The organism is Shinella kummerowiae (assembly GCF_009827055.1).
GTDB classification, from domain to species: Bacteria; Pseudomonadota; Alphaproteobacteria; order Rhizobiales; family Rhizobiaceae; genus Shinella; species Shinella kummerowiae.
Window position 1 is genome coordinate 115,279 of the sequence record NZ_WUMK01000005.1, and the last position, 25,582, is coordinate 140,860.

The window sequence follows — 25,582 nt, forward strand, 5'->3', positions numbered from 1 at the left end:
TCATTAAAACGAACGATTTGATTTATGTAAAGCGGCGCTGGATAGTTTTCGGATTCCCATCCCTGTCGCGGAGCGCGTCCATGAACCTTCCGGCCGTCGCCCTTGAACTTGCCGCAGCCACTGTTCTGCTGCTCTATGCCGTCAGCCTTGTGAAAACGGGCGTCGAAACGGCCTGGGGAGACCTGGTCGCGCGCACGGTCGGGGGTGCCGGCGGCCGGCCGCGCGCGGCGATCTGCGGCTGCGTTGTGGCGATCGCCCTGCAAAGTTCGACGGCCGTCGCCATGCTAGCCGCCGGCTTTGCCATCAGCGGTGCGCTGGCGCTCGATGTTGGTCTGGCGGTGCTTCTCGGCGCCGATCTGGGCTCGGCGCTGGTCGTCAAGATCCTCTCCTTCGATCTGCATTGGCTGGGGCCGTTGCTGATTGCCGGCGGGGGGCTGCTGCATTTGAAGGCGCATACGCGCAAGGCCGTTGAAGCCGGGCGCGCCGTGCTCGGCATTGGCTTGCTGCTGCTGTCATTGCAGATGATTGGCCATGCGACACTGCCGTTGGCGCAAAGTCCGCTCCTGCCGTCCGCAATCGCTTTCATCGGCAAGGATGCGTTGACGGTGATGATCCTCGCGGCCCTCTTTACCTGGGCCTTGCATTCAAGCGTTGCGGCAATCCTGCTCATCCTTACTTTCGCTGCGAAAGGGCTTGTGCCGCTCGAAGTCGGCATTCCGCTTATCCTCGGCGTCAATCTCGGCGGTGGACTGATCGCGCTCTGGCTGACCCGCGGTCTGCCAGTGGAGGGCCGGCGCCTGCCATTGGGAAACCTTCTGTTCCGCGCCATGTTCAGTGCCATGATCTTTGCGGTGTTTTCGCTGCACGCGCCCTTCGACTGGCTTCCAGGCGGAACGGTCGCCGCCAGGTTGGTCAATCTGCATGTGCTCTTCAACGCTGCGCTGGTCCTCATTGGCCTGTTGTCATGCGGATTGATGGCACGTTTCGTCAGGCTTCTTGCACCGAAGGCGGCGGGAGAGAGCGACCTGACCGCTCATGCCAGCGCGCTGGACGGTTCGCTCATTGACAAGCCGGCGCAGGCGCTCGCCGCGGCGGCGCGCGAAGTGCTGCATATGGGCAATTTGACGACCCGCATGCTGGAACCCGTCATGACGGTCATCCAGTCTCCCACACCCGAAGCGGTGAAAGCGCTTCGGCGCATCGATGGCGACATCCACCGGGCGCATAGTGAGATCAAGCTTTACATTGCCGCCGTCAATCGCGGCGTGCTGACAGACGAGCAATCCCGGCGCGGCATCGAGCTTACCGAAGCGGCGATCCATCTGGAATATGCCGGCGACGTGGTGGCAAAGAGCCTTCTTCAGATCGCCGAGGAGCGGCTTGCCGGGGCCGGTGCCTTTTCGCTGGAGGGGTGGCGGGAACTGATGCTGCTGCATGCTGCGGTGTTCTCCAATGTCCGGCTCGCAGCCAACCTGCTGGTCTCGCCCGATCCGATCATCGCGCGCGAGATGGTTCGGCAGAAGGAGCATGTCCGCCGCCTCGTCGATGACAGCAGCAAGAGCCATCTGGAGCGATTGCGGCAGGGGATCGCCGCAAGCATCCAGTCCAGTGACATGCATCTGGAAATCGTGCGGGCGTTGAAGGAGGTCAATTCACTGGTCACGACCATGGCCTATCCGCGCCTGTGCGAGACCGGCGATCTTCTGGAAAGCCGGCTGATCCCGGCAGCCTAGGAATATAAATTAAATCTATCGTTCGATACAAAAGAACGATTTTACATATATGTATTTCAACCGCATTGTCGTCCCCGGATAAGCCAAACGTGAGGACGGACCATGCCGAACACCGCTTCTGACAAAACGATCGCGCCGCTGGAATCGCCCAGGCTCGGTGAACCCTATCTCCTGACTCCCGGCCCACTGACGACTGCTTACACCGTCAAGGAAGCGATGCTGAGGGACTGGGGGTCATGGGATGGTGATTTCCGGGCCATGACCAGCGACCTGCGCCATCAGCTCCTCGAGATTGCCGGTGACGCCAAGGGCGAGTTCGATTGTGTGCCGATGCAGGGCAGCGGTTCCTTCTCGGTCGAGGCGATGCTCGGCTCCTTCGTTCCGCGCGACGGCAAGGTTCTAGTGTTGAGCAACGGCGCCTATGGCAAGCGCATCGCCCAGACGCTGTCCTATCTCGGCCGCGACCACGTGACGATCGACAAGGGCGACTACATGCCGCCACGCGGCCCTGAAGTCGCCGCGGCACTCGATGCCGATCCGGCAATCACCCATGTCGTTGTCATCCATTGCGAAACCAGCTCCGGCATCCTCAACCCGCTGAAGGAAATTTCCGACACCGTCTATGCTCACGGCCGTAAATTGCTCGTCGATTCGATGAGTGCCTTCGGTGCCGTGCCGGCCGGCCTTGCCGATTTCCGCTACGAGGCCATCGTTTCCTCCGCCAACAAGTGCATCGAGGGTGTGCCGGGCTTCGGCTTCGTCATCGCCCGCAAGAGCGAGCTTGAAGCCGCCAAGGGCCGCAGCCATTCGCTCAGTCTCGATGTGCATGCCCAGTGGGACTACATGAACAAGACGGGCCAGTGGCGCTTCACGCCGCCGACCCATGTTGTTGCCGCCTTCCTGGAGGCCCTGCGCCTGCATCGCGAAGAGGGCGGCGTCGCCGCCCGCGGCGCGCGCTATGCCCGCAACCGCGATGTCATGGTGGCTGGCATGCGTGAAGCCGGGTTCGAAACGCTGCTTGCCGACCAGTGGCTATCGCCGATCATCGTCACCTTCTTCAGCCCGGCCCACCCGGCCTTCGCCTTCGATCGTTTCTACAGCCTGATGAAGGACAAGGGTTTCATCATCTACCCAGGCAAGCTGACGGTCGTCGACAGTTTCCGCGTCGGCTGCATCGGCCGCATGGACGAGCATGTCATGCGCCGCGTGGTTGAGGCTGCCCGCTCGTCGCTGGCCGAAATGGGCGTCGATAGCGCCGCTCCGCCAGCCATCGCCCTTGAAGAACGCAGCCGTCTCGCCGCTTAACGAAGAATGGAACTTCCGATGAACCAGATGTCCACGATCACCGTCACCGCCAACCGGCGCACCTATCCCTGGCCGAACGTCCCGGCGATTGCCATCTGCCTGGACGGCTGCGAGCCGGCCTATCTCGACGAGGCCATCAAGGCGGGCCTGATGCCGACACTCGCGCGCATCCGCAAGACGGGCACGGAAAGGACCGCGCTCAGCGTAATCCCGAGCTTTACCAACCCCAACAACCTCTCCATCGCCACCGGCCGGCCGCCTTCGATCCACGGCATCTGCGGCAACTATCTCTACGAGCCGGCGACCGGCAAGGAAGTGATGATGAACGACCCGCGGTTCCTCCGCGCGCCAACCGTCTTCAAGGCCTTTTATGATGCCGGCGCCCGCGTTGCCGTGGTGACGGCCAAGGACAAGCTGCGGGCGTTGCTCGGTCATGGCCTGAAATTCGACGAAGGCCGTGCGGTCTGCTTCTCCTCCGAAAAATCCGACACCTCGACCAAGGCGGAACACGGTATCGACAATGCGTCGGCCTGGCTCGGCCGCCCCGTGCCCGAAGTCTATTCCGCTGAGCTCTCGGAGTTCGTCTTTGCCGCGGGTGTCAAGCTCCTCAAGGAGTTCCGTCCGGACGTCATGTATCTGACGACCACCGATTATGTGCAGCACAAATATGCCCCGGGCGTGAAGCAGGCGAACGATTTCTACGAGATGTTCGACAAGTACCTGACCGAACTCGATGCCCTCGGTGCGGCGATCGTTGTCACCGCCGATCACGGCATGAAACCGAAGCACAAGGCGGACGGAACGCCCGACGTCATCTACGTGCAGGACCTGCTCGACCAATGGCTCGGCAAGGATGCGGCGCGTGTCATCCTGCCGATCACCGATCCCTATGTCGTGCACCACGGCGCGCTCGGCTCGTTTGCCACGGCGTACCTGCCTGAGGGCACCGACAAGGAGGAGATCATCGAGCGGCTGCAGGCAATCGAGGGCATCGACGTCGTCCTGTCCCGCCCGGAAGCCTGCATCCGTTTCGAGCTGCCCGATGACCGCATCGGCGACATCGTGCTTGTCTCGTCGGAGAACAAGACCCTCGGCACCAGCGAGCATCGGCATGACCTTGCCGCCTTGAACGAGCCGCTGCGCTCGCACGGCGGCCTCACGGAGCAGGAAGTGCCCTTCATAGCCAACCGCACGCTGCCGGAGCTTTTGTCAGCTGGCACATTGCGCAATTTCGATGCTTTCTACTACGCGCTCGTCGCAGCCGCGCAGCCGGCAAAATAGGGAGCGAACAATGACAAAGGTGGAAACGACATTCGCGATCCGTCACGAGCCGATGCGAATTGCCGGCAAAATGGTCGATACCGAAGGTGTGGTTGAGGTGCACTACCCCTGGAACGATGCCGTCATCGGCACCGTTCCAGCCGGCAATGCGGAACACGCCCGCAGGGCTTTCGAGATCGCTGCCGCCTACCAGCCGAAGCTGACGCGCTACGAGCGCCAGCGCATTCTCCTGAAGGCCGCCGAACTGCTGGTCGCCCGCAAGGAGGAGATTTCAGACCTCATCACGCTGGAGCTCGGTATTTCCAAGCAGGATTCCCTCTATGAGGTCGGGCGCGCCTTCGATGTGTTCACGCTGTCGGGCCAGATGTGCATCCATGACGATGGTGAAATCTTCTCCTGCGACCTCACGCCCCACGGCAAGCAGCGCAAGATCTTCACCACCCGCGAGCCGTTGACCGCCATCTCGGCGATTACCCCCTTCAACCACCCGCTCAACATGGTGGCGCACAAGGTGGCGCCGGCAATCGCCACCAACAATTGCGTGGTGCTGAAGCCGACCGAGTTGACGCCGATGACGGCTTTGGTCCTCGCCGACATTCTCTACGAGGCCGGCCTGCCGCCGGAAATGCTCTCCGTCGTCACGGGCTGGCCGAGCGATATCGGCATGGAAATGATCACCAACCCGAACTTCGATCTGATCACCTTCACCGGCAGCGTGCCGGTCGGCAAGCTGATCGCGACGCATGCGCATTACAAGCGCCAGATCCTTGAACTGGGCGGCAACGACCCGCTGATCATCCTCAACGACCTGTCGGATGATGATCTCGCGCGAGCGGCAGACCTTGCGGTCGCGGGTGCCACGAAAAATTCCGGCCAGCGCTGCACGGCGGTCAAGCGCATCCTCTGCCAGGAGCGTGTGGCTGACCGCTTCGTGCCGCTCGTGCTGGAACGGGCGAAGAAGCTCAGGTTCGGCGATCCCATGGACCGGACGACGGACCTCGGCACGGTCGTGCATGCCAAGGCTGCGGAAGTGTTCGAGCGCCGCGTGCACAAGGCGGCCGAGGAGGGCGCGCAGATTCTCTATGATCCCGGTCGGCGCGGTGCGCTGTTGCCACCTGTCGTCGTCGATCACGTTTCCCACGCGAGCGAGCTGGTGATGGAGGAGACCTTCGCGCCGATCATCCCGATCGTCCGCGCGCCGGATGATGACGACGCGCTGATCGCGCTTTCGAATTCGACGGCCTTCGGCCTGTCCTCTGGGGTCTGCACCAACGACTTCCGCCGCATGCAGAAATACATTGCCGGTCTGAAGGTGGGAACGGTCAACATCTGGGAGGTGCCGGGCTACCGCATCGAGATGAGCCCCTTCGGCGGGATCAAGGATTCCGGCAACGGTTACAAGGAAGGCGTGATCGAAGCCATGAAGAGCTTCACCAATGTGAAAACCTTCTCCCTGCCCTGGTGATCCGACGTCGTTCCCCCCGCGGGATCACCCATTCCGGGAGCCGCTTCGTGCGGCTCCTTTTTTATTGCCTGAGCGTGGGGCAGGCCATGCCGATTGCGGTGGCAGACATTGCGTGCCTGCCTGTTTTAGTGGCAAAAATCTATAGGTTTTATCTTTCGAATGATAAGAATAATAAATTTTACTTACTGAAAACCGATGCGCAGAATGCCTCCTGAAGCCGATCATACAAGGGCGACGCCTAGATCGCCCGCCGTGCTTCCCCGGTTTTTCCAGGCCTTCAGAGGAGATTTTCAATCATGAACAAACGCATGCTGTTTTTGCTGGCCGGCGCCATGTCCGCCGTGCTTCCCGCCATTGCTTTCGCTGAAACCCAACTCACCGTCTATACCGCGGTCGAAGCCGTCGACCTCGACCGCTACAAGGCGACCTTCGAGAAAGCCCACCCCGATATCAAGATCAACTGGGTGCGCGACTCCACCGGTATCATGACCGCCAAGCTGCTTGCCGAAAAGGACAACCCGCAGGCCGACGTCGTCTGGGGCCTTGCCGCGACATCGCTGCTTCTCCTCAAGACCGAAGGCATGCTGGAGGCCTATGAGCCGAAGGATGTTGCGGCGCTGGACAAGAAGTTCGTCGACAAGGATACGCCGCCGAGCTGGGTCGGCATGGACGCCTATGTCGCGGCGCTCTGCTACAACACCGTGGAAGGCGAGAAGCTCGGCCTCAAGGCGCCGACGAGCTGGGACGACCTGACCAAGCCGGAATACAAGGGCCATATCGTGATGCCGAACCCGGCCTCGTCAGGCACCGGTTTCCTCGACGTCTCGGGCTGGATGCAGATGTGGGGCGACGAGAAGGCCTGGTCCTTCATGGACAAGCTCCATGAGAACATTTCGGCCTACACGCATTCCGGCTCGAAACCCTGCAAGATGGCTGGTGCCGGCGAGGCCGTCATCGGCGTGTCGTTCGAGTTTCCGGGCGCCAAGGCCAAGAGCGCCGGTGCGCCGATTGACATCATCTTCCCGTCCGAAGGATCGGGCTGGGAAGCGGAGGCGACGGCCATCATCGCCGGAACGGCGAACCTCGATGCCGCCAAGACCCTGGTCGACTGGTCGGTCACCCGGGAAGCCAACGAGATGTACAATGCGGGCTATGCCGTCGTTGCCTATCCCGGCGTCGCCAAGCAGGTCGAGCATCTGCCATCCGACATCGCCTCTAAGATGATCGACAACGACTTCGAATGGGCCGCGAACAACCGTGGCGCCATCCTCAAGGAATGGCAGAAGCGCTACGACGCGAAGTCGGAACCCAAGAGCTGATTCTGATCGACCGGGCGGGGTGCGTTCGCACTCCGCCCTTCGCATTCTCGACCCATTGCCTGACAGCCAGCGGAGCTTGCAGATGAGACATGCCATGTCGATCGAACCGACACCCGTAAGCAATGCCCGCGGCGCCGAAGAGGCGCATACGCCGTCGCCCTATCTGGAAATCACCGATCTCTGGAAAAGCTACGGCGATTTCGTTGCATTGCGCGACATCTCGCTCACCATTGCGAAGGGCGAATTCATCTGTTTTCTCGGCCCGTCGGGCTGCGGCAAGACGACCCTGCTGCGGGCGATTGCCGGCCTTGATCTCCAGACGCACGGCACCATCCTGCAAGGTAATCGCAATATCTCGACCCTGCCGGCGTCCCGGCGTGACTACGGCATCGTCTTCCAGTCCTATGCGCTCTTCCCGAACCTGACCATCGAGCAGAACATTGCCTTTGGACTGGAAAATACGGGCCGCCCGAAACCGGAGATCGCCTCCCGCGTCGCCGAGCTTCTGGCAATGGTCGGTCTTTCGGCGCAGGGCAAGAAATATCCCGCCCAGCTTTCCGGCGGCCAGCAGCAGCGCATAGCACTTGCCCGCGCGATCGCGATTTCGCCTGGCCTGCTTCTGCTCGACGAGCCGCTTTCGGCGCTCGATGCAAAGGTGCGCGTGCACCTGCGCCACGAGATCAAGGCGCTGCAACGCAAGCTTGGCGTAACGACCATCATGGTGACGCACGACCAGGAGGAAGCGCTTGCCATGGCCGACCGGATCGTCGTCATGAACCACGGAGTAATCGAACAGGTCGGCTCACCGACGGAAATATACCGGCATCCCCGCACCCTGTTCGTTGCCGACTTCATCGGCGAGACCAACCAGTTTCCGGGCAAGGTGCTGCCGGATGGCCAGATCGAGATCGGTCATTCGGCCTTCTGTTGTGCGACGGAGGGCTTTGCGGCGGACGATATCGTGACAGCCGTTGTGCGTCCGGTCGATATCATCCCGCACGGCGCCGATGCGCATGCCGTCAACGCGGTCGACCGACCTGCGACGCCGCAGAACCTTATCGATGCCGAAGTGCGGGAGATGGAGTTCCTCGGCATGTTCTGGCGCACGCGACTGACCGCGCCACGGCTCGGTGAGCGTTCACTCGTCGCCGACTTCTCCGTCAATGCGGTCCGGCGCCTCAGCATCGAGACGGGTGCCGTCATCCAGGTGGAAATCCCCCGCGAACGCCTGCTGCTCTTTCCGAGAGGTGCGTGAGGATGAACATCGATCTTGAAGCACCCTACCTGCCGCTCGTCGGAAAGCGACTGCGGCAGGAATCGTCCCGCGACGACCGCATCAAGCTCGGCCTGATGGCCGTGATCGGGCTCTATCTGGTCGTCGCCCTCGGTGCGCCGCTCTTCATCATGCTTTCGAAATCCCTATCGACCTACCGCTTTGATCTCGCCGCCTTCGAATTCCAGGTGAGCGACGAAACGGGCACGAACTGGGGCCCCGTCGTCGCCGCTGATGCGCTCAACCAGAAGCTCGGCGTCGTAACGGACGAAGAGCTTGTCAGCAGTTCCGATGGGCGCCTCGCTGCGACCAAGTTCTTCCCGGATTTCAGCTTCCGCAGCCCCGTGCATTACCGCATTCGTGGCACGACCGCCGATGCTGCCTTTCTCGCCGGCCCGACGCTGGAGAAGGGGACGGAATGGCGGGATTACGATTCCGGCACGTTCCGGCGTGTCGTGTTGCGGCCGGCGAGCAGCCTTGGTCTTGAAAACTTCAAGACCTATTTCTCGACCCCCGCCCTGGCTCGCTCCATCTACAATTCCGTGCTGATGGCGGCGATCAGCACCGTGGTGACGATCTCCGTTGCCTTCGCGCTCGCCTATGGGCTGACACGCAGCTGCATGCCGCTGAAAGGGCTTTTTCGTGGCATCCTGACGATCCCGATCCTCGTGCCGTCACTGCTACCGGGTATCGCGCTGGTCTATCTTTTCGGCAATCAGGGTGTCTTCAAAGATTGGCTGATGGGCTACTCCATCTATGGTCCGATCGGCATCGTGATCGGCTCGGTCTTCTTCACGCTGCCGCATGCCTTCCTCATCATCCTGACGGCGCTGTCCATTGCCGATGCGCGACACTACGAGGCCGCGACATCGCTGAAGGCCAGTAAATGGCGCACCTTCACCACCGTCACGGTGCCGGGCGCGCGGTTTGGCATCGTCTCCGCCGCCTTCGTCGTCTTCACACTGGTGATCACCGATTTCGGCCTGCCAAAGGTGATCGGCGGGCAATACAGCATGCTCGCCGTCGATATCTACAAGCAGGTGATCGGCCAGCAGAATTTCGAAATGGGGGCGGTGGTTTCCGTCATCCTGCTCGTGCCGGCAATCCTAGCCTTCGCCGTCGACCGGCGCATGCAGAAGCGGCAGGTGGCGCTGCTATCGGCTCGCGCCGTGCCCTATGCGCCAAAACCCAACGCCGGCATGGACAGAATCTGCTTCGGCTTCGCGTGCCTGGTCAGCCTCTTCATCCTCGGCATGATTGCCATGTGCCAGATCGCGGCGCTCGTAAAATTCTGGCCCTATGACCTGACGCTGACGACGAAGAATTTTGCTTTCGACCTGATGGATGGCGGCGGCTGGGCGGCCTATGGCAACTCGATCAAGCTGGCATTGCTGACGGCACTCTTCGGTTCGCTCGTCGTCTTCGCCGGCGCCTACATGGTGGAGAAGACGGATGGCTTCCGCTTCGGCCGCAGCCTCTTCCACTTCCTGGCGATGATGCCCATGGCTGTGCCGGGCATGGTGCTCGGCCTCGCCTACATCTTCTTTTTCAACAATCCCGCCAACCCGCTGAACTCGATCTACGGAACGATGGCGATCCTCGTGATCTGTACCGTGACGCATTTCTACACGGTCGCGCATCTGACGGCACTGACCGCGCTGAAGCAGATGGATCCGGAGTTTGAATCCGTCGCGTCCTCGCTGAAGCAGCCGTTCCACAGGCTGTTCTTCCGGGTCACTGTGCCGGTCTGCCTGCCGGCGATCCTCAACATCGCGATCTATCTGTTCGTCAACGCGATGACGACGGTCTCGGCGGTGGTCTTTCTCTACTCCACCGATACCAAGCTTGCATCAGTCGCCGTGCTCAACATGGATGATGCAGGCGATATCGCACCGGCAGCGGCGATGGGCATGATGATCTTCTACACCAATGTCGCCGCCAAGCTTGTCCACGCGCTGATCGCTCGTGGCCTGTTGGCGCGCACCCAGGCGTGGCGATAGGAGTATCCCCACGATCCTGATCCGACCGCACGGCAGTCGTTCTTGCCACGCCGGGCAATCACGACTACCGTGGGGCAGGATTAGAAAAATTAAGGGCGACATGGCCTCCGCACACTTGCCGCTGAATTGGCTTCGGGCCTTCGAGGCCGCCGGGCGGCTCGGCACCTTCGCTGGCGCCGCCGCTGAGCTGAATGTCACGCCGTCCGCCGTCTCGCAGCACATCCGCGCGCTTGAAGGCAGGCTCGGCAAGGCGCTGTTCACACGGCATGCCAATGGCGTCAGGCTGACGGTTCCGGGGCGACGTTATGCCGAGGAGCTCGGCCTGGCCTTCGCGGCGATAGATGAAGCCAGCCGTCGTTTTGCCGGACACGGCACACGCGAAATGCTGGTTGTGCACGTGCCGACATCGTTTGCCAGTCAATGGATTGCGCCGCGGCTCGACCTGTTCCGCGCGCGCCAGCCTGAGATCGACCTCAGGCTGACGGCACTCGACCATGGTGAGGACAAGGTCGATGCAACGATCGCCTTCGGGCTGGGCAACTGGCCGAAGCACGAGGCCATGCTCCTGCTTCGCGACGAAGCCTTTCCGGTCTGTGGGCCGAAATATGCCGAGGCGCTCGCCTGTCCGCAGGATCTGAAGGGGCATGACCTCTTGCATGTGCCCGGATATGCAGAAGACTGGGACACATGGCTCACCCATGCCGGCGTCAAGGGCATCGATACGTCGTCCGGATCGTTCTTCGATCAGTCGATCATGGCAATTCGCGCCGCCGTGGAAGGCAAGGGCGTCTTGCTGGGGCGGGGAGTCCTTATCGAGCGCGAGCTTTCCAGTGGCCTGCTTGTGGAGCCTTTCCGCGTCCGCCTTCAGGCCGCCGGTTCATACTGGTTCCTGACCTCGGGGGCGAAGGAGAAACTGCCGAAAGTCGTGGCATTTCGTGACTGGCTGTCCGAGATGACCGCGGCCTAGATCACGGATCGCGTCGCGCCGCGCCCGATACGGATCGTGCGGTTGCGAAGAACGCCTGGATCGACTTGCTGTTGCGGCGATCCTTCAGGCAGATCAGTTTTTCATGCATCGAAAGCGGATGGCTCTCGATTGCGATTTTGACCAGTCTCGGATCGTTGTCGAACTCCGCGTCGGAGACGACCCCGACACCGAGGCCGGCGGCGACGATCCGTCGAACGGCCTCGCGGCCCTCGGCCTCGATTGCGCAACGAAGGGGCACACCTTGCGCCTCTGCGATTGTCTCCAGCATCTGCCGGGTGCGAGAACCCTGTTCCCGCATGACCAGCGGCCATGCGCTCAGCGCATCAAGCGGAAGGCTTGTCCGGGTCGCAAGCGGATGCGATTGGGAGACGAAGAGCACGACGGGTGAGACATTGAGCGAAAACACCTCGAACGGCCGCTCGTCGACGATGTCACCAAGGACCCCGATATCCACTTCATAGGCAAGCAGGTCCTCGACGATACTGTGCGAGTTTCCGCCGACAATTTTGATCTGAATACCGGGAAACCGGTTCTGGAAAACAGTGAGCACGTCGAGGACGTGATCCACCGAATCGGCGGCGATCCGGAGCATGCCCGCGCGGAGCGATCGCTCTTCCTGCAGAACCTCCAGCGCCTCGCCTTCCGCATCGAACAAGCGGCGCGTTGCCGCCAGCAGCCGTAACCCCACCGGGGTCAGTTCGATCTCGCGGCGCTTTCGCACGAACAGGGCTGCATCATACTCTTCTTCCAGCCAGCGCACCTGATCGGAAATAGCGGGTTGCGTGAGGTGCAAGGCGCGCGCGGCCCGCGAAAAACTGCCTGTAAGAGCCACGTGGTGGAAAGCCCGAAGCTGGACATAGCGCATGAAAGCCAAGACCTTAGGATATCGAGAAATTCTTAATTCAGGCCAAGAATATCGATTTTGTCAGTACTTCGATAGGTGCGATAGCTTCCGCAGCACGGTGTCGCGATGATCGGAGGAAAAGATGAAGGCCACAGCACCCGCCCTGGTCCACACGGAGGGCGAAGCCAACACGTCGGCGGAGCGCAGGGTCTGGAACGCCCGGATGGGCGATGAGCCTACACAGTCCCTCGTGGCGCGTGATGCCGCTGCATTCCTGCACCAGAGCCTGTCGAGCCCCTGCCTGACCGCCATCGCCAAGGCGGAGGGCATCTGGATCGAGGACATGGCCGGCCGGCGCTACATGGATTTCCACGGCAACAGCGTCCACCATATCGGTTATGGCCATCCGCGGCTGAAGCAGGCGATCAAGGACCAGATCGACGATTTGTGTTTTGCCCCGCGCCGTTTCACCTGCGAGCCCGCTGTCGAACTGGCGGAGATGCTCGGCCGGCTTGCGCCGGGCGATCTCGGCAAGGTGCTGTTCACGACGGGCGGCTCGGATGCGATCGAGGTCGCGCTGAAGCTGGCGCGCGCCGCCACCGGCCGTTTCAAGACGCTTTCCTTCTGGGACGCCTTCCACGGCGCCGGTTTCGGCGCATCGAGCGTCGGCGGCGAGGCGACCTTCCGCTCGGGCATTGCCGGTCCGCTCCTGCCCGGCGCCGAGCATGTCGCGCCCTGGGCCAGCCGCCACTGCGCCTATGGCCAGGACAATCTCGAGGGCTCGGCCCGCGCCTGCGCCAACATGATTTCCTATGTGCTGGCCCGCGAGGGCGACTTTGCAGCGCTTGTCGCCGAACCGATGCGGGCAACGCCCAACCCGCCGATGCCCGGCTTCTGGAAACAGGTGCGCGAAGCGTGCGACCGGCATGGGACCTTGCTGATCTTTGACGAAATCCCGACCGGCCTCGGCAAGACCGGCCGCTTCTTTGCGTGCGAGCACGACGACGTCGTTCCCGACATCCTCGTCCTCGGCAAATCGCTCGGCGGCGGTATCCTGCCGATCGCCGGCGTGGTCGCGCGGCGCGATCTCGACGTCGCGGGCGACTATGCCATCGGCCACTATACCCATGAAAAGAACCCGGTAACCACGCGTGCGGCACTGACGACAATCTCCATCATCCTTGAGGAGGGGCTTGCCGAGCGCGCCGCCGAACTCGGCGCCTACGCGATGGACCGGCTCGGCGCCTTCGGCGAACGCTGCGCGACGATCGGTGACGTGCGCGGCCGCGGCCTGCTCTTCGGCATCGAGATCGTTTCAAGCCGGACGGACTTCGCACCGGACAATGCATTGGCCGAACGCGCCTATTATCGCTGCCTCGACGCAGGTTTGAGCCTGAAGATCAGCCAGGGCAACGTCATGACACTCTCGCCGCCGCTGGTCATCTCGCGCGAGGAGCTCGACCAGGCGCTGACGATCGTCGAGCAGGCGATCCTAGCGGGCTGACGGAGCCGGTCTCGGATCATTGAGGAGCAACACCATGAAAGCCGTCCGCACGGACCAGGAAATCGAGTGCCCGGAGATCGATGCTGGCCTGCGTGCGCGCGGCGTCGAACTCGTCACGCTGCCGGACGGTATCCCGGAAGACAGGTTGATGCAGGAGGTGGCGGACGCCGACCTCCTTATGATGTGCTACACGCCGATCACGGCCCGCATCATCGCTGCGGCAAGGCGCCTGAGAGGCATTGTTAAATATGGTGTCGGCATTGATGCCATCGATATTCCCGCCGCCATGGCGCGCGGCATACCGGTCGTCAACGTGCCGGACTACGCGCAGGAGACGGTCGCCGAAGCGGCTTTTGCCCTGATGATCGCGCTTGCCAGGCGCCTCCCCGAGATTGGCCGGACCATGGAGCGCGATGGCTGGATCTGGCCAACCGAGCGCTGGCTGGGACGCGATATCGCGGGTGCGACGGTTGGGCTGGTGGGAACCGGAAAGATCGGCCGCAGCATGGCGCGCATGGCGGGCGCCGGCTTCCGGGCGCGGGTTCTCGGCTATGATCCTCATGTCGATGCCGCGACGATGGCGGCCGCCGGAATCGAGAAGGTCGATGATTTGCAGGCCATGCTGCGGCAATGTGATTTCGTGTCGCTGCATAGCATGCTGAACACCTCGACACGCCATCTGATCGGCCGGGCCGAACTCGCCTGCTTGAAACCGGCCGCGATCCTCGTCAATGTTTCGCGTGGAGCGCTGATCGATGAGGCGGCGCTGGTCGAAGCCGTGCTTGCGGGGCGTCTCGGCGGCGTCGGGCTGGATGTCTATGGCGAGGAGCCGTTGGCGAAGGAGGGCCATCCTCTCAGTGCCCTTTTCGGGCGCCCCGATGTCATTCTGTTTCCACACCTTGCGTTCTTCACCGGCGAGGCGATGCGCCGCCTGTCCGACGACACGCTGGCGCGCTGCTTCGAAGTGTTGGAAGGTCGCCCGGTCGAGATACGGTCGCATGATCCACGCTTGCGCGTGCAGCAGCATAATGTCCTCTTCCTGTGAGGTATTCTTGATGAGGCTATGCGACGCGACGTTCCTTGAGGACGGTCCGCCCTTCTTCTTTTCCACTCGCAAGGGCGAGACGGCGCCGGTCTGCTTCGGCCATTCGTGTCGCCTGTGGCGTGCAGCCATGGCGCTCCCGGTAGGTCCGGGAGAAATGTGATGCGCTGGAGAAGCCGCAGGCCATGGCGATGTCGATGACGGCTTGGGATGAGCTGAGCAGCAGCAGATGCGCCCGCTCCAGCCGCATATCGAGGTAGTAGCGCGCCGGCGAGCGTCCCATCTCGCGCTGAAACAGGCGCTCCATCTGCCGGCGCGAGAGCCCGCTTGCCGGCGTCATATCGGCAAGCTTCAGCGGTTCGGCGAGATTCGCCTCCATTTGATCGATGATGCGGATCAGGACGGGGTTGTCGATGCCGAGACGCGTCTGTAGCGGCAGGCGCTGGCGTTCGCCGGCTTCGCGCACACGTTCGGACAGCGAAAGCTCACAGACGCGGTTGACCACGTCCGGTCCCAAATCCTCTTCCACAATGCGCAGGAGCATGTCGAAAGGCGCGTTTCCGCCGGCGCAGGTATAGAGACCGCCATCGATCTCGTAGGCGCTCTGGCGTGTGTCGACCGCGAAAAACCGTTCGGAGAAATCCGGGAAATGCTCCCAGTGCACGCTACAGCGATGGTCGTCGGCCAAGCCCGTTCGTGCAAGGCAGTAAACCCCGCCGGCAATGCCTGCGAGGGCAATCCGGTTGCGCCGGGAGAGCCGGAGCCATGCTTCGAGCGCCCGGTCCTCCGGCGGTGCTGCTCGTCCTCCGCAAACGACGATGAGGCGCGACTGTACCGAGTGATGCAGCCACGTGCGCGCCTCGGCAAGGGCCGCGCCGCACGCGATGCGGGTTCCGCAGGCGCTCGAGACCGGTTGGCCATCCCCTGTCACGATGTGCCAGTCATAGACTGGGCGGCCTGCCACCGCATTGGCCAGGCGAAGGACCTCGACCGCCGCGGAAAAGGCATGCAGGGTGAAGCCATCGAGCAGGTAGAAAGTGAAGCGGCCGCCCCGCGCGCCTGTCTGCTGCATCGTGCTCTCCCATGATGAAGGCTGGTGACGCGCAATGTGCAAGAAATAATTACATTATGCAACATAAACGGACAAAATTCTTGGGGAACTTGGAAACAACTTGGCGGAATTGAGGGATGGAAGGCCCACCCAAATCCCGTGTTTTGCAGCGTTGCTTGCCAAAACAACAAAAATGACCGCAGATATCCGTATGACTGATCCACGAAGCACCCGCGCCCTTGCCCCCCGCCGTCACGGCGAAATTCTCCGCCGTCTGGCTGCGGACGGCACGGTCGGTATTACCGAGCTTGCCGATTTTTTCGACGTGTCGCGGCAGACGATCCGCCGGGATCTGAAGCTTCTTGCCGATCGCGGCCAGCTCGATCTCGTGCATGGCGGCGCGACCCTTTTCGAGCCGACGGAAGCCGCCTTTACCGCGCGGCGGGAAGAGAATGCCGATGCGAAGGCGGCGATCGGCCGGGCGGCGGCGGATCTGGTGCGGGACGGTATGGTGGTCTTTCTCGATTCGGGCACCACCACGCTTGCGGCGGCTCACGCGCTGCTGGAGTGTAAAAATCTAACGATTTGCACCACTTCGCTTTCGATTGCGCTTCTGATGTGCCGGCAATCGCTGACCCGCGTGCACATGCTCGGCGGCGAGATAGACCGAGACGAGGAGGCCTCGATCGGTGTCGATGCACTGGAGGCGATCAATCATTTCCGCGTCGATGTCGCCTTTCTGGGCGGCGGTGGTCTGTCGCCGGATGGCGAGGTGACGGACTTTACCCGCAACGGTGCCGAGCAGCGATCGCGCATGGTGGCGACGGCCGGCAAGGCCTATTTCCTGCTCGACAGCTCGAAGTTCGGCCGGCTGACGCCGCTCAGGATCCCGCGTTTCGAACTTGCTGCCGGCGTCGTCGTCGACCGGCGGCCGCCGGAGGCGATCTGTGAGGCGCTGGAGCGGAAGGGGCCGGCCTTGATCGTCGCTGCGTGACAAAATGTAATTATTTGTAACTTTTTGTCTTGTTCTTTCCCGCGGTTTTGTTACGGTGCGGCCTTCACAGCTTCGGGAGGTCGTTTTATGGCGCAGGAATTTCCAACGCAGGCACAGGTCGTCATCATTGGCGGTGGCATTATCGGCTGTTCGGTCGCCTATCATCTGACCAAGCTTGGCTGGTCGGATGTCGTCCTTCTGGAGCAAGGACAGCTCAGCGGCGGCACGACGTGGCATGCCGCCGGTCTCGTCGGCCAGTTGCGCAGTCATGCCAACATGACGAGCCTCATCAAATATTCGACGCAGCTCTACAGCGAGCTGGAGGCCGAGACGGGGCTTGCCACAGGCTGGAAGAACTGCGGCTCGCTTTCGGTGGCGCGCACGGCCGACCGCATGACGGTGCTGAAGCGGACCGCGGCCTCCGCGCGCGCGCAGGGTGTCGCGATCGAGGTGATCTCGCCGAAGGAGGCGCAGGACCTCTGGCCGGTCATGGCGATCGATGATCTCGTCGGCGCCGTCTGGCTGCCCGGTGATGGCAAGGCCAATCCGACCGATCTGACGCAGTCGCTCGCCAAGGGGGCTCGCAGCCGTGGGGCACGCATTGTCGAGCGGGTGCGGGTCACCGGCATTTCGACGGAAAATGGCACGGTCACCGGCGTCGAGACGGATCGTGGGGCGATCGCGGCGCAGATCGTGGTCAATTGCGCCGGCCAGTGGGCCCGCAAGGTCGGCCAGATGTGCGGCGTCTCCGTGCCGCTCCATTCGGCAGAGCACATGTATATCGTGACCGGCCGGATCGATGGCGTGCATCCCGACCTGCCGGTGATGCGCGATCCCGATGGTTACATCTACTTCAAGGAAGAGGTGGGCGGCCTAGTGATGGGCGGTTTCGAGCCCGAGGCCAAGCCTTGGGGCATGGCGGGCATTCCGGACGATTTTGAGTTCGCGTTGCTGCCGGATGACTGGGACCAGTTCGAAATCCTGATGCAGAATGCGTTGGAGCGCGTTCCGCAACTGGCGACGTCCGAGGTCAAGAAATTCTACAACGGCCCGGAGAGCTTTACGCCGGACAACAACTTCATTCTCGGTGAAGCCCCGGAACTGAAGAATTTCTATGTCGGCGCGGGCTTCAACTCCATGGGCATCGCCAGTGCCGGCGGGGCCGGGCGAGCGCTGGCGGAATGGATCGTCAACGGGGCTGCGACCATGGATCTCTGGCCCGTCGATATTCGCCGTTTTGCGAACTTCAACAACAATCCGCGCTGGCTGCATGACCGGGTCAAGGAAACGCTCGGCCTCCATTATGCCATGCCCTGGCCGAATCGGGAACTGGATACCGCACGCCCCTTCCGCCGCTCGCCGCTCTATGACCGGCTTGCTGCCAAACGCGCCTGCTTCGGCTCGAAAATGGGTTGGGAGCGCGCCAACTGGTTTGCCGCAGCGGGCGAAACGCCGGTGACAGCCTATTCATTCGGCCGGCAGAACTGGCACGAGGCCGTCCGGCGGGAAATGGCGGCGACGCGCAACGCCGCCGGCATCTTTGACCAGACGTCTTTCGCCAAATTGCTCGTCCAGGGGCGGGATGCCGCGGCCGCGCTCAACCGCATCTGCGCCGCCGAGGTTGATGTCGAGATCGGCCGTTCCGTCTATACGGGCCTGCTGAACGCGCGCGGTGGCTACGAGAGCGACCTGACGGTCATGCGTCTGGCAGCCGATCGCTTCCTTCTCGTCACCGGATCGGCGCAGGCCGTGCACGATGCGGACTGGATTCGCAAGAACATCGTGGCCGACGCCCACGTGACGCTCACCGACGTCACCTCCGCCTATGCGGTGCTGGCACTGATGGGGCCGAAGTCGCGCGATATCCTCGCCCGCGTCACCTCCGTCGATCTTTCGAACGACGGTTTTCCCTTCGCCACGATCCGCGAGATCGGCGTCGGTTATGCCACGGCCTACGCAAACCGCATGACCTATGTCGGCGAACTCGGCTGGGAACTGATCGTGCCGACGGAGTTCGCGGTGGGAGTCTACGAGGCGCTGCACGAGGCGGGCCGGGATTTCGGGCTTTTGGATTGCGGCTACTATGCGCTGGAAGCGCTCCGGCTGGAAAAGGGCTATCGTGCCTGGAGCCGCGAACTGACGCCGGACATCACCCCTTACGAGGCGGGTCTCGCTTTCGCGGTTGCCCTGGACAAGCCGGGCGGCTTCATCGGCCGGGAAGCGCTTGTTGCCGCAAAGGCCAAGGGGGTGCCGTCGCGGCGTATCGTGCAATTCACCGTGGACGACGCGACGCCCATGTTGTGGGGTGGCGAACTGATCCTCAGCGACGGCAAGCCGATCGGCGAGGTCCGCTCGGCGGCCTATGGCCATACGCTCGGCCGCTCGGTCGCTCTCGGCCTCATCGAACATCCGTCCGGTGTGGACAAGGATTTTCTTACCGGGAGCCGCTTCGAGGTGGAGCTAGCCGGCGAGCGTTTTGCGGTGACGGCCTGCCTTTCGGCGGCCTTTGACGCGAAAGGCCTGCGGGTGAAGACATAGGCGAGCCGCAGACATCATTGCCGACGCAGAATGATGATGCGAGCCTGCTGCGGCCACCACATGCAGGCTCGTGTTGCAATTTTCGGAGCAGGCCCAGTGTTCCACCTACATGCGGATGCGCTCGCCGGAAGGATCATAGGCGCAGCGCTCAACGAGCCGTGCCCTGCTGCGGCGGCCGAAGGCCTCGACGTCGATCTCGCGGAGCGCCATGTCCTCGCCCTTGAGATATCCGAAGACGATCGAAGCGCCGACGGTGTGGCCGAAATCGCCGCTGGTGGTCATGCCCACGATGCGGCCGTTCGAAGACATCGCTTCGCCGCCATAGACCGGCAGAGGCTCATCGAGCCGAAAGCAGGCGAGTTTACGGGCGATGCCACCCTCTTTCTGGGCCGCGATCGCATCGCGACCCTGGAAATCGCCCTTCTTCATCGACACGGCAAAACCAAGTCCGGCCTCCAGGGGCGTGTCGTCAGGCGTGATATCCGCGCCCCAATACAGGTAACGCTTTTCCATGCGCAGACTGGAGATCGCCTTGTAGCCGACGTCGATGATGCCGAACGCGGCTCCCGCTTGCTTCAGCTGCTCGTAGACGTAAGCCATGTATTCAGTGGGCACGTGCAGTTCCCAGCCGAGTTCACCGACATAGGTCACGCGTGCGGCCATGACCGGCGCCCAACCGATGCGGATATCTTGGCACGTCATGTAGGGGAAGGCGCTGTTGCCGACGTCTTTTTCACTCACCTTGGCAAGGACGTCGCGCGAAAGCGGGCCGCACAGATTGATGACACCATAGGCGCCCGTCACCTCCTGCACATAAACCGATCCATCGCGCGGCATGTGGCGGCGGATCCAGCCGCCGTCGCGCGTGCCGAAGGCCGAGCCGGTGACGACGTGGAATCGATCCTCGCGGCGCCGCATGATCGTGAGATCGGCCTCGATGCCGCCGCGCCTGTTGAGGAGCTGCGTGTAGATCACGGCGGCTTCACCGCGGTCGACATTGGCGGCCGCCAGCCATTGCAGGTAACGCAGCGCACCCGGACCGGTCACCTCGAACTTGGAAAAGGACGACTGGTCGATCAGTGCTACACCCTCGCGCACCGCCCGGTGCTCGCGGCCGATGACTTCGGCATAGGGCGCGCGCTCGAAGGTTTCGAGCGGCGGTTTCGGTTCGCCTGCCTTCAGGAAGTAATTGGGCCGCTCCCAACCGAACTTCACGCCGTTGACCGCCCCCTTGGCGGTGAGGGTCTCATATAGCGGCGAGCGACGTAACGGCCGGCAGGCCGAGCGTTCCTCTTCCGGCCAGGCGACGGCGTAGTATTTCGAATAGGCCTCAATGGCACTGTCACGCAGATAGGCAAGCCCGCCATGCGGCTGGCCGAAACGGCGCAGGTCGAAGGCCCAGAGATCCACGCCTGGGTCGCCCTCCAGAATCCAGTTTGCCATGGCGCGCCCCGCACCACCGGAGGCTGCGATTCCCGAAGTGAAGCCGCAGGCAACGAAGAAGTTGTCGAAGTCGCCGGCGAGGCCCATGACCGGCTCGCCGTCGGCTGAGATGGGTATCGGACCATTGACCACCGAGCGCACGCCGAGCTCGTTGAGGATCGGAATGCGGTTCGACGCCCCTTCGATCACTTCGGCGATCCGCTCGAGGTCGTCGGCGAACAGTTCCTGGCCAAAACTCATCGGCAATTTGCCGAGACCATAGGCGGCGCGCGTTTCCTTCTCCCAGCCGCCGATCACCATCGCGCCCGGCTCCGGCTTGACGTAGAAATTGGCGTCGGGGTCACGCAGTGTCGGCAGATTGTCCGGCACCAGCGGTGATTTTTCGGTAACGAAATATTCGTGCTCGACCACGGTGATCGGCAGGTCGATGCCGGCAAGCTCGCCAAGCTGGCGTGCCCAGAGGCCGGCGGCGTTGACCACCACCTCGCAGCCAATGTCACCCTCGGTGGTCTCTACGGTCGTGATGCGGCGGTCCTTGATGGCAAAGCCGGTTACGGTAACGCCTTCGACAAGGCGCGCGCCGCCAGCGCGCGCACCCTTGGCATAGGCATGGGTCAACGAATAGGGGTCGACATGGCCGTCCGAGGCGATCCAGGTTGCACCGCGCAGTCCCTTGATGTCGGCAAGCGGAAAAAGCCGCCTGATGTCGTCGGGGCCAATCAGCTCCATGTCGAAACCGTAACTTTTGGCGGCGGTGTGGGCTCGTTTCAATTCCTCCCAGCGGGCATCGGAGGCGGCAAGTCGGAGGCTGCCAACGTTCTTCCAGCCGACGTCCTGGCCCGTCTCCGCCCCGATCCGGGCACAGAGATCGGCGCTGTACTGCATCAGACGGGTGAGGTTCACCTTGCTGCGTAACTGTCCCATCAGCCCGGCAGCATGCCACGTGGAGCCCGCGGTCAAGGCGGTTTTCTCCAGGAGCAGCACGTCTTTTTCGCCCGCTTGGGCGAGGTGATAGGCGATGCTGGTGCCGATTGCGCCGCCGCCGACAATGACGATGCGGGCATGCGAGGGAACTTTGCTGGGCATGTTCGGCCTTTCCGGTTGGGGCTTTCGACAGCGAGAGATTGTTTGTTTGCCCGTTGAGGCGGCCTTTGGCCGGCGCAACGTGATTTTCTTAAAGGTCGAGGAAGCGGACCATGCCGGCGCCGCAGATCGCCCAATCTGGCAGGATCAGGCGCACATCCGCTGGGCATACCAGCGGATATAGCGATCGACGTTCTGTTCCTTGCTCGGTGAATAGGGGCCGGGTTCGAAGCCGGGCGAGGTGACGCCGATCCATTGCCGGCGACAGATTTCCCAGTCCTCCGACATGACCTGGTCGTGGAAAGCAGCGATCTTTTCGGGTTCGTAGTCGCGGCCCTCGACGGCCGCCTCATCGACAAGCCAGTAGCCGCGCACGATCGTCTTGGTCGGCGAGACGGGCGTGATACGCACGGTGTGCGCATAGTCGGCATTAGCGTGGCACCAGAAATTGATGTTCGTGTTGGCGCGGGCCGTTCCCATGTCGGGGTCGGTGAAACCGCCCATCAGCACGTCACATACCAACTGGCCGTGCGGGCTTTCGGTGACCATGCCCTTGCGCACCGGTGTGCGGTTGGCACGGAACCACTCGGCGGTGTTGTTCGACGACGTGTTGACGCGGGCGACGTCGAGGCCTGCCTTTTCCCAACGGATCGTGCAGTCGGCGAGACGTTCGGCGATCTCGTCCTTCAAGGCCGGATTGTCGTTTTCGGTGTCGTACTGAACCGAAACGTATCCGTGATGGTTGGCCGCGCAATGGTAGCACTCGCGATTGTTCTCGACGACAATTTTCCAGTTCACCTCGAGGTGATAGTCGCGGATGAGCGCCATTTTCGCGCGGGCGATACCCTGGGATTTCAGGATCGGCGAAAGGTGATCATATAGTTCGTGGAACGGCGAAGGCGTCTCGGCGAGATTGACGAAGATCAGCCCGTCCAGTTCCCCGACATGAACCGGCTTCAGCCTGTGGGCGGCCTTGTCGAAGTCGTCACCCATCATAGGCGCGCCGATCAGTGCGCCGTCATGGGTGTATGACCAGGAGTGATAAGGGCAGACAAGGCGCGCGGCCGAGCCCTTCTCCCTGGTGCAGATGATCGAGCCCCGGTGTCGACAGACATTGTGATGGGCGTGGATCCTTCCGTCACGGTCGCGCACCACGACGACCGGCGCGCCGCCGACATCAAGCGTGATGTAGTCTCCCGATTTCGGCACCTCGATCGTGTGTCCGGCAAAGAACCAGTTGTTCCGGAATATCTTTTGCTGCTCGGCCGCAAAGATCTCCTCACTCAGGTAGAACTGGCGTGGCAGGCCCTTGCCAGGGCTGTAGGTCGAAAACATATCCATTTCGGCAGATCCCAAACACAAGTTTGATCGACTGGCGACGAGGCTACTTGCATCTCGTTTGGTCGAGCAAACGCGAATACCTTCGGGTCTGCGCAAGAAAATATAAGGGTGCGATGCGGTCGTATGCTGATGACAAAGGCCCGCCGCGAACATCCTCGCGGCGGGCCTTTGTTGCGTGTACCGATCAGACTAGGCCTGGATGTCGATCGTTCCCATCATGCCCAGTTGCTCGTGCTCAAGGATGTGGCAGTGATACATGCGCGGTCCCGGCAGATCCTGGCGCAGCACGATCCGGACCGTCTCGCCGGCAGCGACATTCACGGTATCCTTCCACGCCCTGTAGGGCGGCGCGGAGACCGTCCCTTCCTTCTCGTGCTCAATGATCTGAAACTGTGTCCCGTGCACATGGAACGGATGATCCATATCCGCCTCGTTGGCGATTTCCCAAAGCTCGACCTGCCCGACTTTCGAGACTTCGTCTATCCGGTTCATGTCGAAGCTGGCGCCGTTGATCAGGAACTTCATCTCCATGTTGCCGGAAGACATGGACATGCTGCCGTCGTCCATTCCGCCCATGGATTCCGTCAGCACAAATCGTCGCGTGATGGCAGGCGCTCCAAGCGATTCGATGGAGCGAAGCGTCGCGGGCAGGGGTGGCATCGCGGCCATCATCTCGTCTGACACATTTGCCGTCAGCAGCGTCAACCCGGCCTCGTTGGGCTTGCCGGGTCCCATCCAGCCGCGTTCATAGTCGAGTGTCGTGAGCCTGGCCTCGCCCGGCTTGTCGAAAGACACGATCAATTCGACGCGTTCGGCGGGCGTGAGCAGCAACTCGTTGACGGCGACAGGCGCCTCGATCAGCCCGCCGTCCGTTCCGATCACGGTCATGTCGGCATTTTCGAACCTCAGCCGCAGGAATCGCGCATTCGTCGCGTTGTAGAGACGTAGCCGGCGCTTTTCGCCAAGAGCGACAGCCATCGCCGGGTTCTTCTGTCCATTGACGAGCACGTGATCGCCGACGCGGCCATTCATCAGATCCGCCATCGTGTTTTCCGGCATCGTCCCGTCGGGGGCGATCCGGAGGTCGGTGAGCATGAGGACCGTATCGCCATATTCCGGCGGAATGGGGTCGTTCTTCGGCTTGACCAGGAAGATACCGGCGAGCCCGCGATAGACCTGCTCGGCGGTCAGTCCATGGGGGTGGGGATGAAACCAGTAGGATGCCGCACTGCCTTCGGGCAGGCCGAACGCATAGAGGCGCTCGCCACCCGAGGCGACGGGGTCCATTGGATTGCCATCCTGATCGGCGGGAACCGGCATGCCATGCCAATGGATCGTCGTGGGTTCGCCCGGAATCCTGTTCTCGAAGTTGATCTCGACCTTGTCGCCCTCATTTGCTTCGATCACGGGGTTGGTGCCGTTGTAGAGCAGGACAGGCGTATCGAGCCCGTCAGCGAAGCGTACGAAACCCGGTTCTGCTGCCAGCTTTGCCTTGAATAAGCCGGGCACACTCGACTGGTTGGACAGACGCGGCAATTCCCTGAGCGGCAGCCCTTCCGGCAAAACAGGATTGGCGCCTGCCGCGGGCAGGGTCTGATTGCCATGGCCGCTCATGCCGCCCATATCGTGCTTCATCTGGGCCGCGGCAGGCCCGGCAATGACGAAACCCGCAAGGCTCGCCAGAAAAGTCCGTCGATGCATCGATCGTCTTCCTCTCGGTCGCGTGAATTCATGTGTCGAAGGCGGCTCCTGAGAGCCGCCCCGATTGTTACTTGCCGTGGTCGGAAAGCCACGTTTTCATCGTGGCGATCTCGCCTTCCTGCGCCTTGATCACCTCTTCGGCGAGTTTGCGCACCTGCGGGTCCTTGCCGTGCTCGAGCACGACTTTCGCCATGTCGATCGCACCCTGATGGTGCGGGATCATGCCGCGCATGAAGTCGATGTCGGCATCACCGCTGAACGCGATCGTCATGTCCTTGTGCATGCGGCCATTGGCGGCGACGAACGCCTCCGTCGCGGGATTGTCGGAAACCGGCATGGCGTGGTCCGACATGTTATGCCCTTGCATCGGATCGCCCCCGTTGCCCTGGTTTTCGGCGATCGCGAGGCCGCCGCTGATGGCGAGCGCACCGGCGATGAAGACAGGGGTGAGCTTGTGCATGATGTTGCTCCCGTTCACTCCGCGCTTGCCGGGTAACCGGCGTCTTCTAGTACCTGCTGGACCGCGGCCAGGGTGGCGGTCGTCTCGACCTCGACACTGCGTATCGCTGGATTGGTGTCGACCCTGGCGTTGGGATCGACCGACTGGATCGCCTTGGTGACGGACCTGGCGCAGCCGCCGCAGGTCATGTTTTCGATTGTGAGCTTCATGAGAAATT

The 25,582-nt window shown here is 62.4% G+C and carries 19 protein-coding genes; 12 read left to right on the forward strand and 7 right to left on the reverse strand.

Features of this window, described 5'->3' with window-relative positions:
* Window positions 1–80: 80 nt before the first annotated feature.
* The 8 genes from GR138_RS14280 to GR138_RS14315 all read left to right on the forward strand — a co-directional run bounded on the left by GR138_RS14280 (window position 81) and on the right by GR138_RS14315 (window position 11,343).
* The gene (locus tag GR138_RS14280) at window positions 81–1,733 is read left to right on the forward strand and encodes a Na/Pi cotransporter family protein (RefSeq protein ID WP_160859916.1); all 1,653 of its coding nucleotides are present in this window, start codon (window positions 81–83) and stop codon (window positions 1,731–1,733) included.
* A 102-nt stretch (window positions 1,734–1,835) separates the two neighbouring features.
* On the forward strand, window positions 1,836–3,038 hold the full coding sequence (locus GR138_RS14285; protein WP_160859917.1) for a 2-aminoethylphosphonate--pyruvate transaminase: 1,203 nt from the start codon (window positions 1,836–1,838) through the stop codon (window positions 3,036–3,038).
* 18 nt (window positions 3,039–3,056) lie between these two features.
* Window positions 3,057–4,319: a phosphonoacetate hydrolase gene (phnA, locus tag GR138_RS14290; RefSeq protein WP_160859918.1), complete on the forward strand. Its 1,263-nt coding sequence runs from the start codon at window positions 3,057–3,059 to the stop codon at window positions 4,317–4,319.
* A gap of 10 nt (window positions 4,320–4,329) precedes the next feature.
* Window positions 4,330–5,784 carry a phosphonoacetaldehyde dehydrogenase gene (phnY, locus tag GR138_RS14295; RefSeq protein ID WP_160859919.1) on the forward strand — a complete coding sequence of 485 codons (1,455 nt, stop codon included), beginning with the start codon at window positions 4,330–4,332 and terminating at the stop codon, window positions 5,782–5,784.
* Between the two features lie 296 nt (window positions 5,785–6,080).
* Window positions 6,081–7,103: a putative 2-aminoethylphosphonate ABC transporter substrate-binding protein gene (locus GR138_RS14300; protein ID WP_160859920.1), complete on the forward strand. Its 1,023-nt coding sequence runs from the start codon at window positions 6,081–6,083 to the stop codon at window positions 7,101–7,103.
* Window positions 7,104–7,185: 82 nt separating this feature from the next.
* Window positions 7,186–8,358 (forward strand): putative 2-aminoethylphosphonate ABC transporter ATP-binding protein, encoded by a 1,173-nt coding sequence (locus tag GR138_RS14305; protein ID WP_160859921.1) that lies wholly within the window; start codon window positions 7,186–7,188, stop codon window positions 8,356–8,358.
* Window positions 8,359–8,360: 2 nt separating this feature from the next.
* Complete coding sequence (locus GR138_RS14310) at window positions 8,361–10,376, forward strand: putative 2-aminoethylphosphonate ABC transporter permease subunit (protein ID WP_160859922.1); 2,016 nt, start codon at window positions 8,361–8,363, stop codon at window positions 10,374–10,376.
* Between the two features lie 100 nt (window positions 10,377–10,476).
* Window positions 10,477–11,343, forward strand: a complete 867-nt coding sequence (locus tag GR138_RS14315; protein WP_160859923.1) for a LysR substrate-binding domain-containing protein — start codon at window positions 10,477–10,479, stop codon at window positions 11,341–11,343.
* A 1-nt stretch (window position 11,344) separates the two neighbouring features.
* On the opposite strand, the gene GR138_RS14320 is transcribed toward GR138_RS14315, so the two are convergent.
* A complete protein-coding gene (locus tag GR138_RS14320; protein WP_160859924.1) occupies window positions 11,345–12,229 on the reverse strand; it encodes a LysR substrate-binding domain-containing protein in 885 nt (294 codons plus the stop codon).
* A gap of 121 nt (window positions 12,230–12,350) precedes the next feature.
* Between GR138_RS14320 and pbfA the strand changes: the two genes are divergently transcribed.
* Window positions 12,351–13,712 (forward strand): (R)-1-hydroxy-2-aminoethylphosphonate ammonia-lyase, encoded by a 1,362-nt coding sequence (gene pbfA / locus GR138_RS14325; protein ID WP_160859925.1) that lies wholly within the window; start codon window positions 12,351–12,353, stop codon window positions 13,710–13,712.
* Between the two features lie 34 nt (window positions 13,713–13,746).
* Window positions 13,747–14,757, forward strand: coding sequence for a 2-hydroxyacid dehydrogenase (locus tag GR138_RS14330; RefSeq protein WP_160859926.1), 1,011 nt, complete (start codon window positions 13,747–13,749; stop codon window positions 14,755–14,757).
* 16 nt (window positions 14,758–14,773) lie between these two features.
* Here GR138_RS14330 and GR138_RS14335 read toward each other — a convergent pair whose 3' ends face one another.
* Entirely contained in the window at window positions 14,774–15,826 is a 1,053-nt protein-coding gene (locus tag GR138_RS14335; protein WP_160859927.1) for a GlxA family transcriptional regulator, read from the reverse strand.
* A 190-nt stretch (window positions 15,827–16,016) separates the two neighbouring features.
* Between GR138_RS14335 and GR138_RS14340 the strand changes: the two genes are divergently transcribed.
* Together GR138_RS14340 and GR138_RS14345 are read left to right on the forward strand one after the other, a co-directional pair.
* Window positions 16,017–16,799, forward strand: coding sequence for a DeoR/GlpR family DNA-binding transcription regulator (locus GR138_RS14340; protein WP_160859928.1), 783 nt, complete (start codon window positions 16,017–16,019; stop codon window positions 16,797–16,799).
* 87 nt (window positions 16,800–16,886) lie between these two features.
* Entirely contained in the window at window positions 16,887–19,337 is a 2,451-nt protein-coding gene (locus GR138_RS14345; protein WP_160859929.1) for a GcvT family protein, read from the forward strand.
* 105 nt (window positions 19,338–19,442) lie between these two features.
* Here GR138_RS14345 and GR138_RS14350 read toward each other — a convergent pair whose 3' ends face one another.
* The 5 genes from GR138_RS14350 to GR138_RS14370 form a co-directional block, all read right to left on the reverse strand.
* The gene (locus GR138_RS14350; protein WP_160859930.1) at window positions 19,443–21,866 is read right to left on the reverse strand and encodes a GcvT family protein; all 2,424 of its coding nucleotides are present in this window, start codon (window positions 21,864–21,866) and stop codon (window positions 19,443–19,445) included.
* Window positions 21,867–22,010: 144 nt separating this feature from the next.
* On the reverse strand, window positions 22,011–23,204 hold the full coding sequence (locus GR138_RS14355) for an aromatic ring-hydroxylating oxygenase subunit alpha (RefSeq protein ID WP_160859931.1): 1,194 nt from the start codon (window positions 23,202–23,204) through the stop codon (window positions 22,011–22,013).
* Between the two features lie 189 nt (window positions 23,205–23,393).
* Window positions 23,394–24,905: a multicopper oxidase family protein gene (locus tag GR138_RS14360; RefSeq protein ID WP_160859932.1), complete on the reverse strand. Its 1,512-nt coding sequence runs from the start codon at window positions 24,903–24,905 to the stop codon at window positions 23,394–23,396.
* Between the two features lie 67 nt (window positions 24,906–24,972).
* Window positions 24,973–25,365, reverse strand: a complete 393-nt coding sequence (gene copM / locus GR138_RS14365; RefSeq protein WP_160859933.1) for a CopM family metallochaperone — start codon at window positions 25,363–25,365, stop codon at window positions 24,973–24,975.
* Window positions 25,366–25,379: 14 nt separating this feature from the next.
* Window positions 25,380–25,574: a heavy-metal-associated domain-containing protein gene (locus GR138_RS14370; RefSeq protein WP_160859934.1), complete on the reverse strand. Its 195-nt coding sequence runs from the start codon at window positions 25,572–25,574 to the stop codon at window positions 25,380–25,382.
* Window positions 25,575–25,582 lie beyond the last annotated feature (8 nt).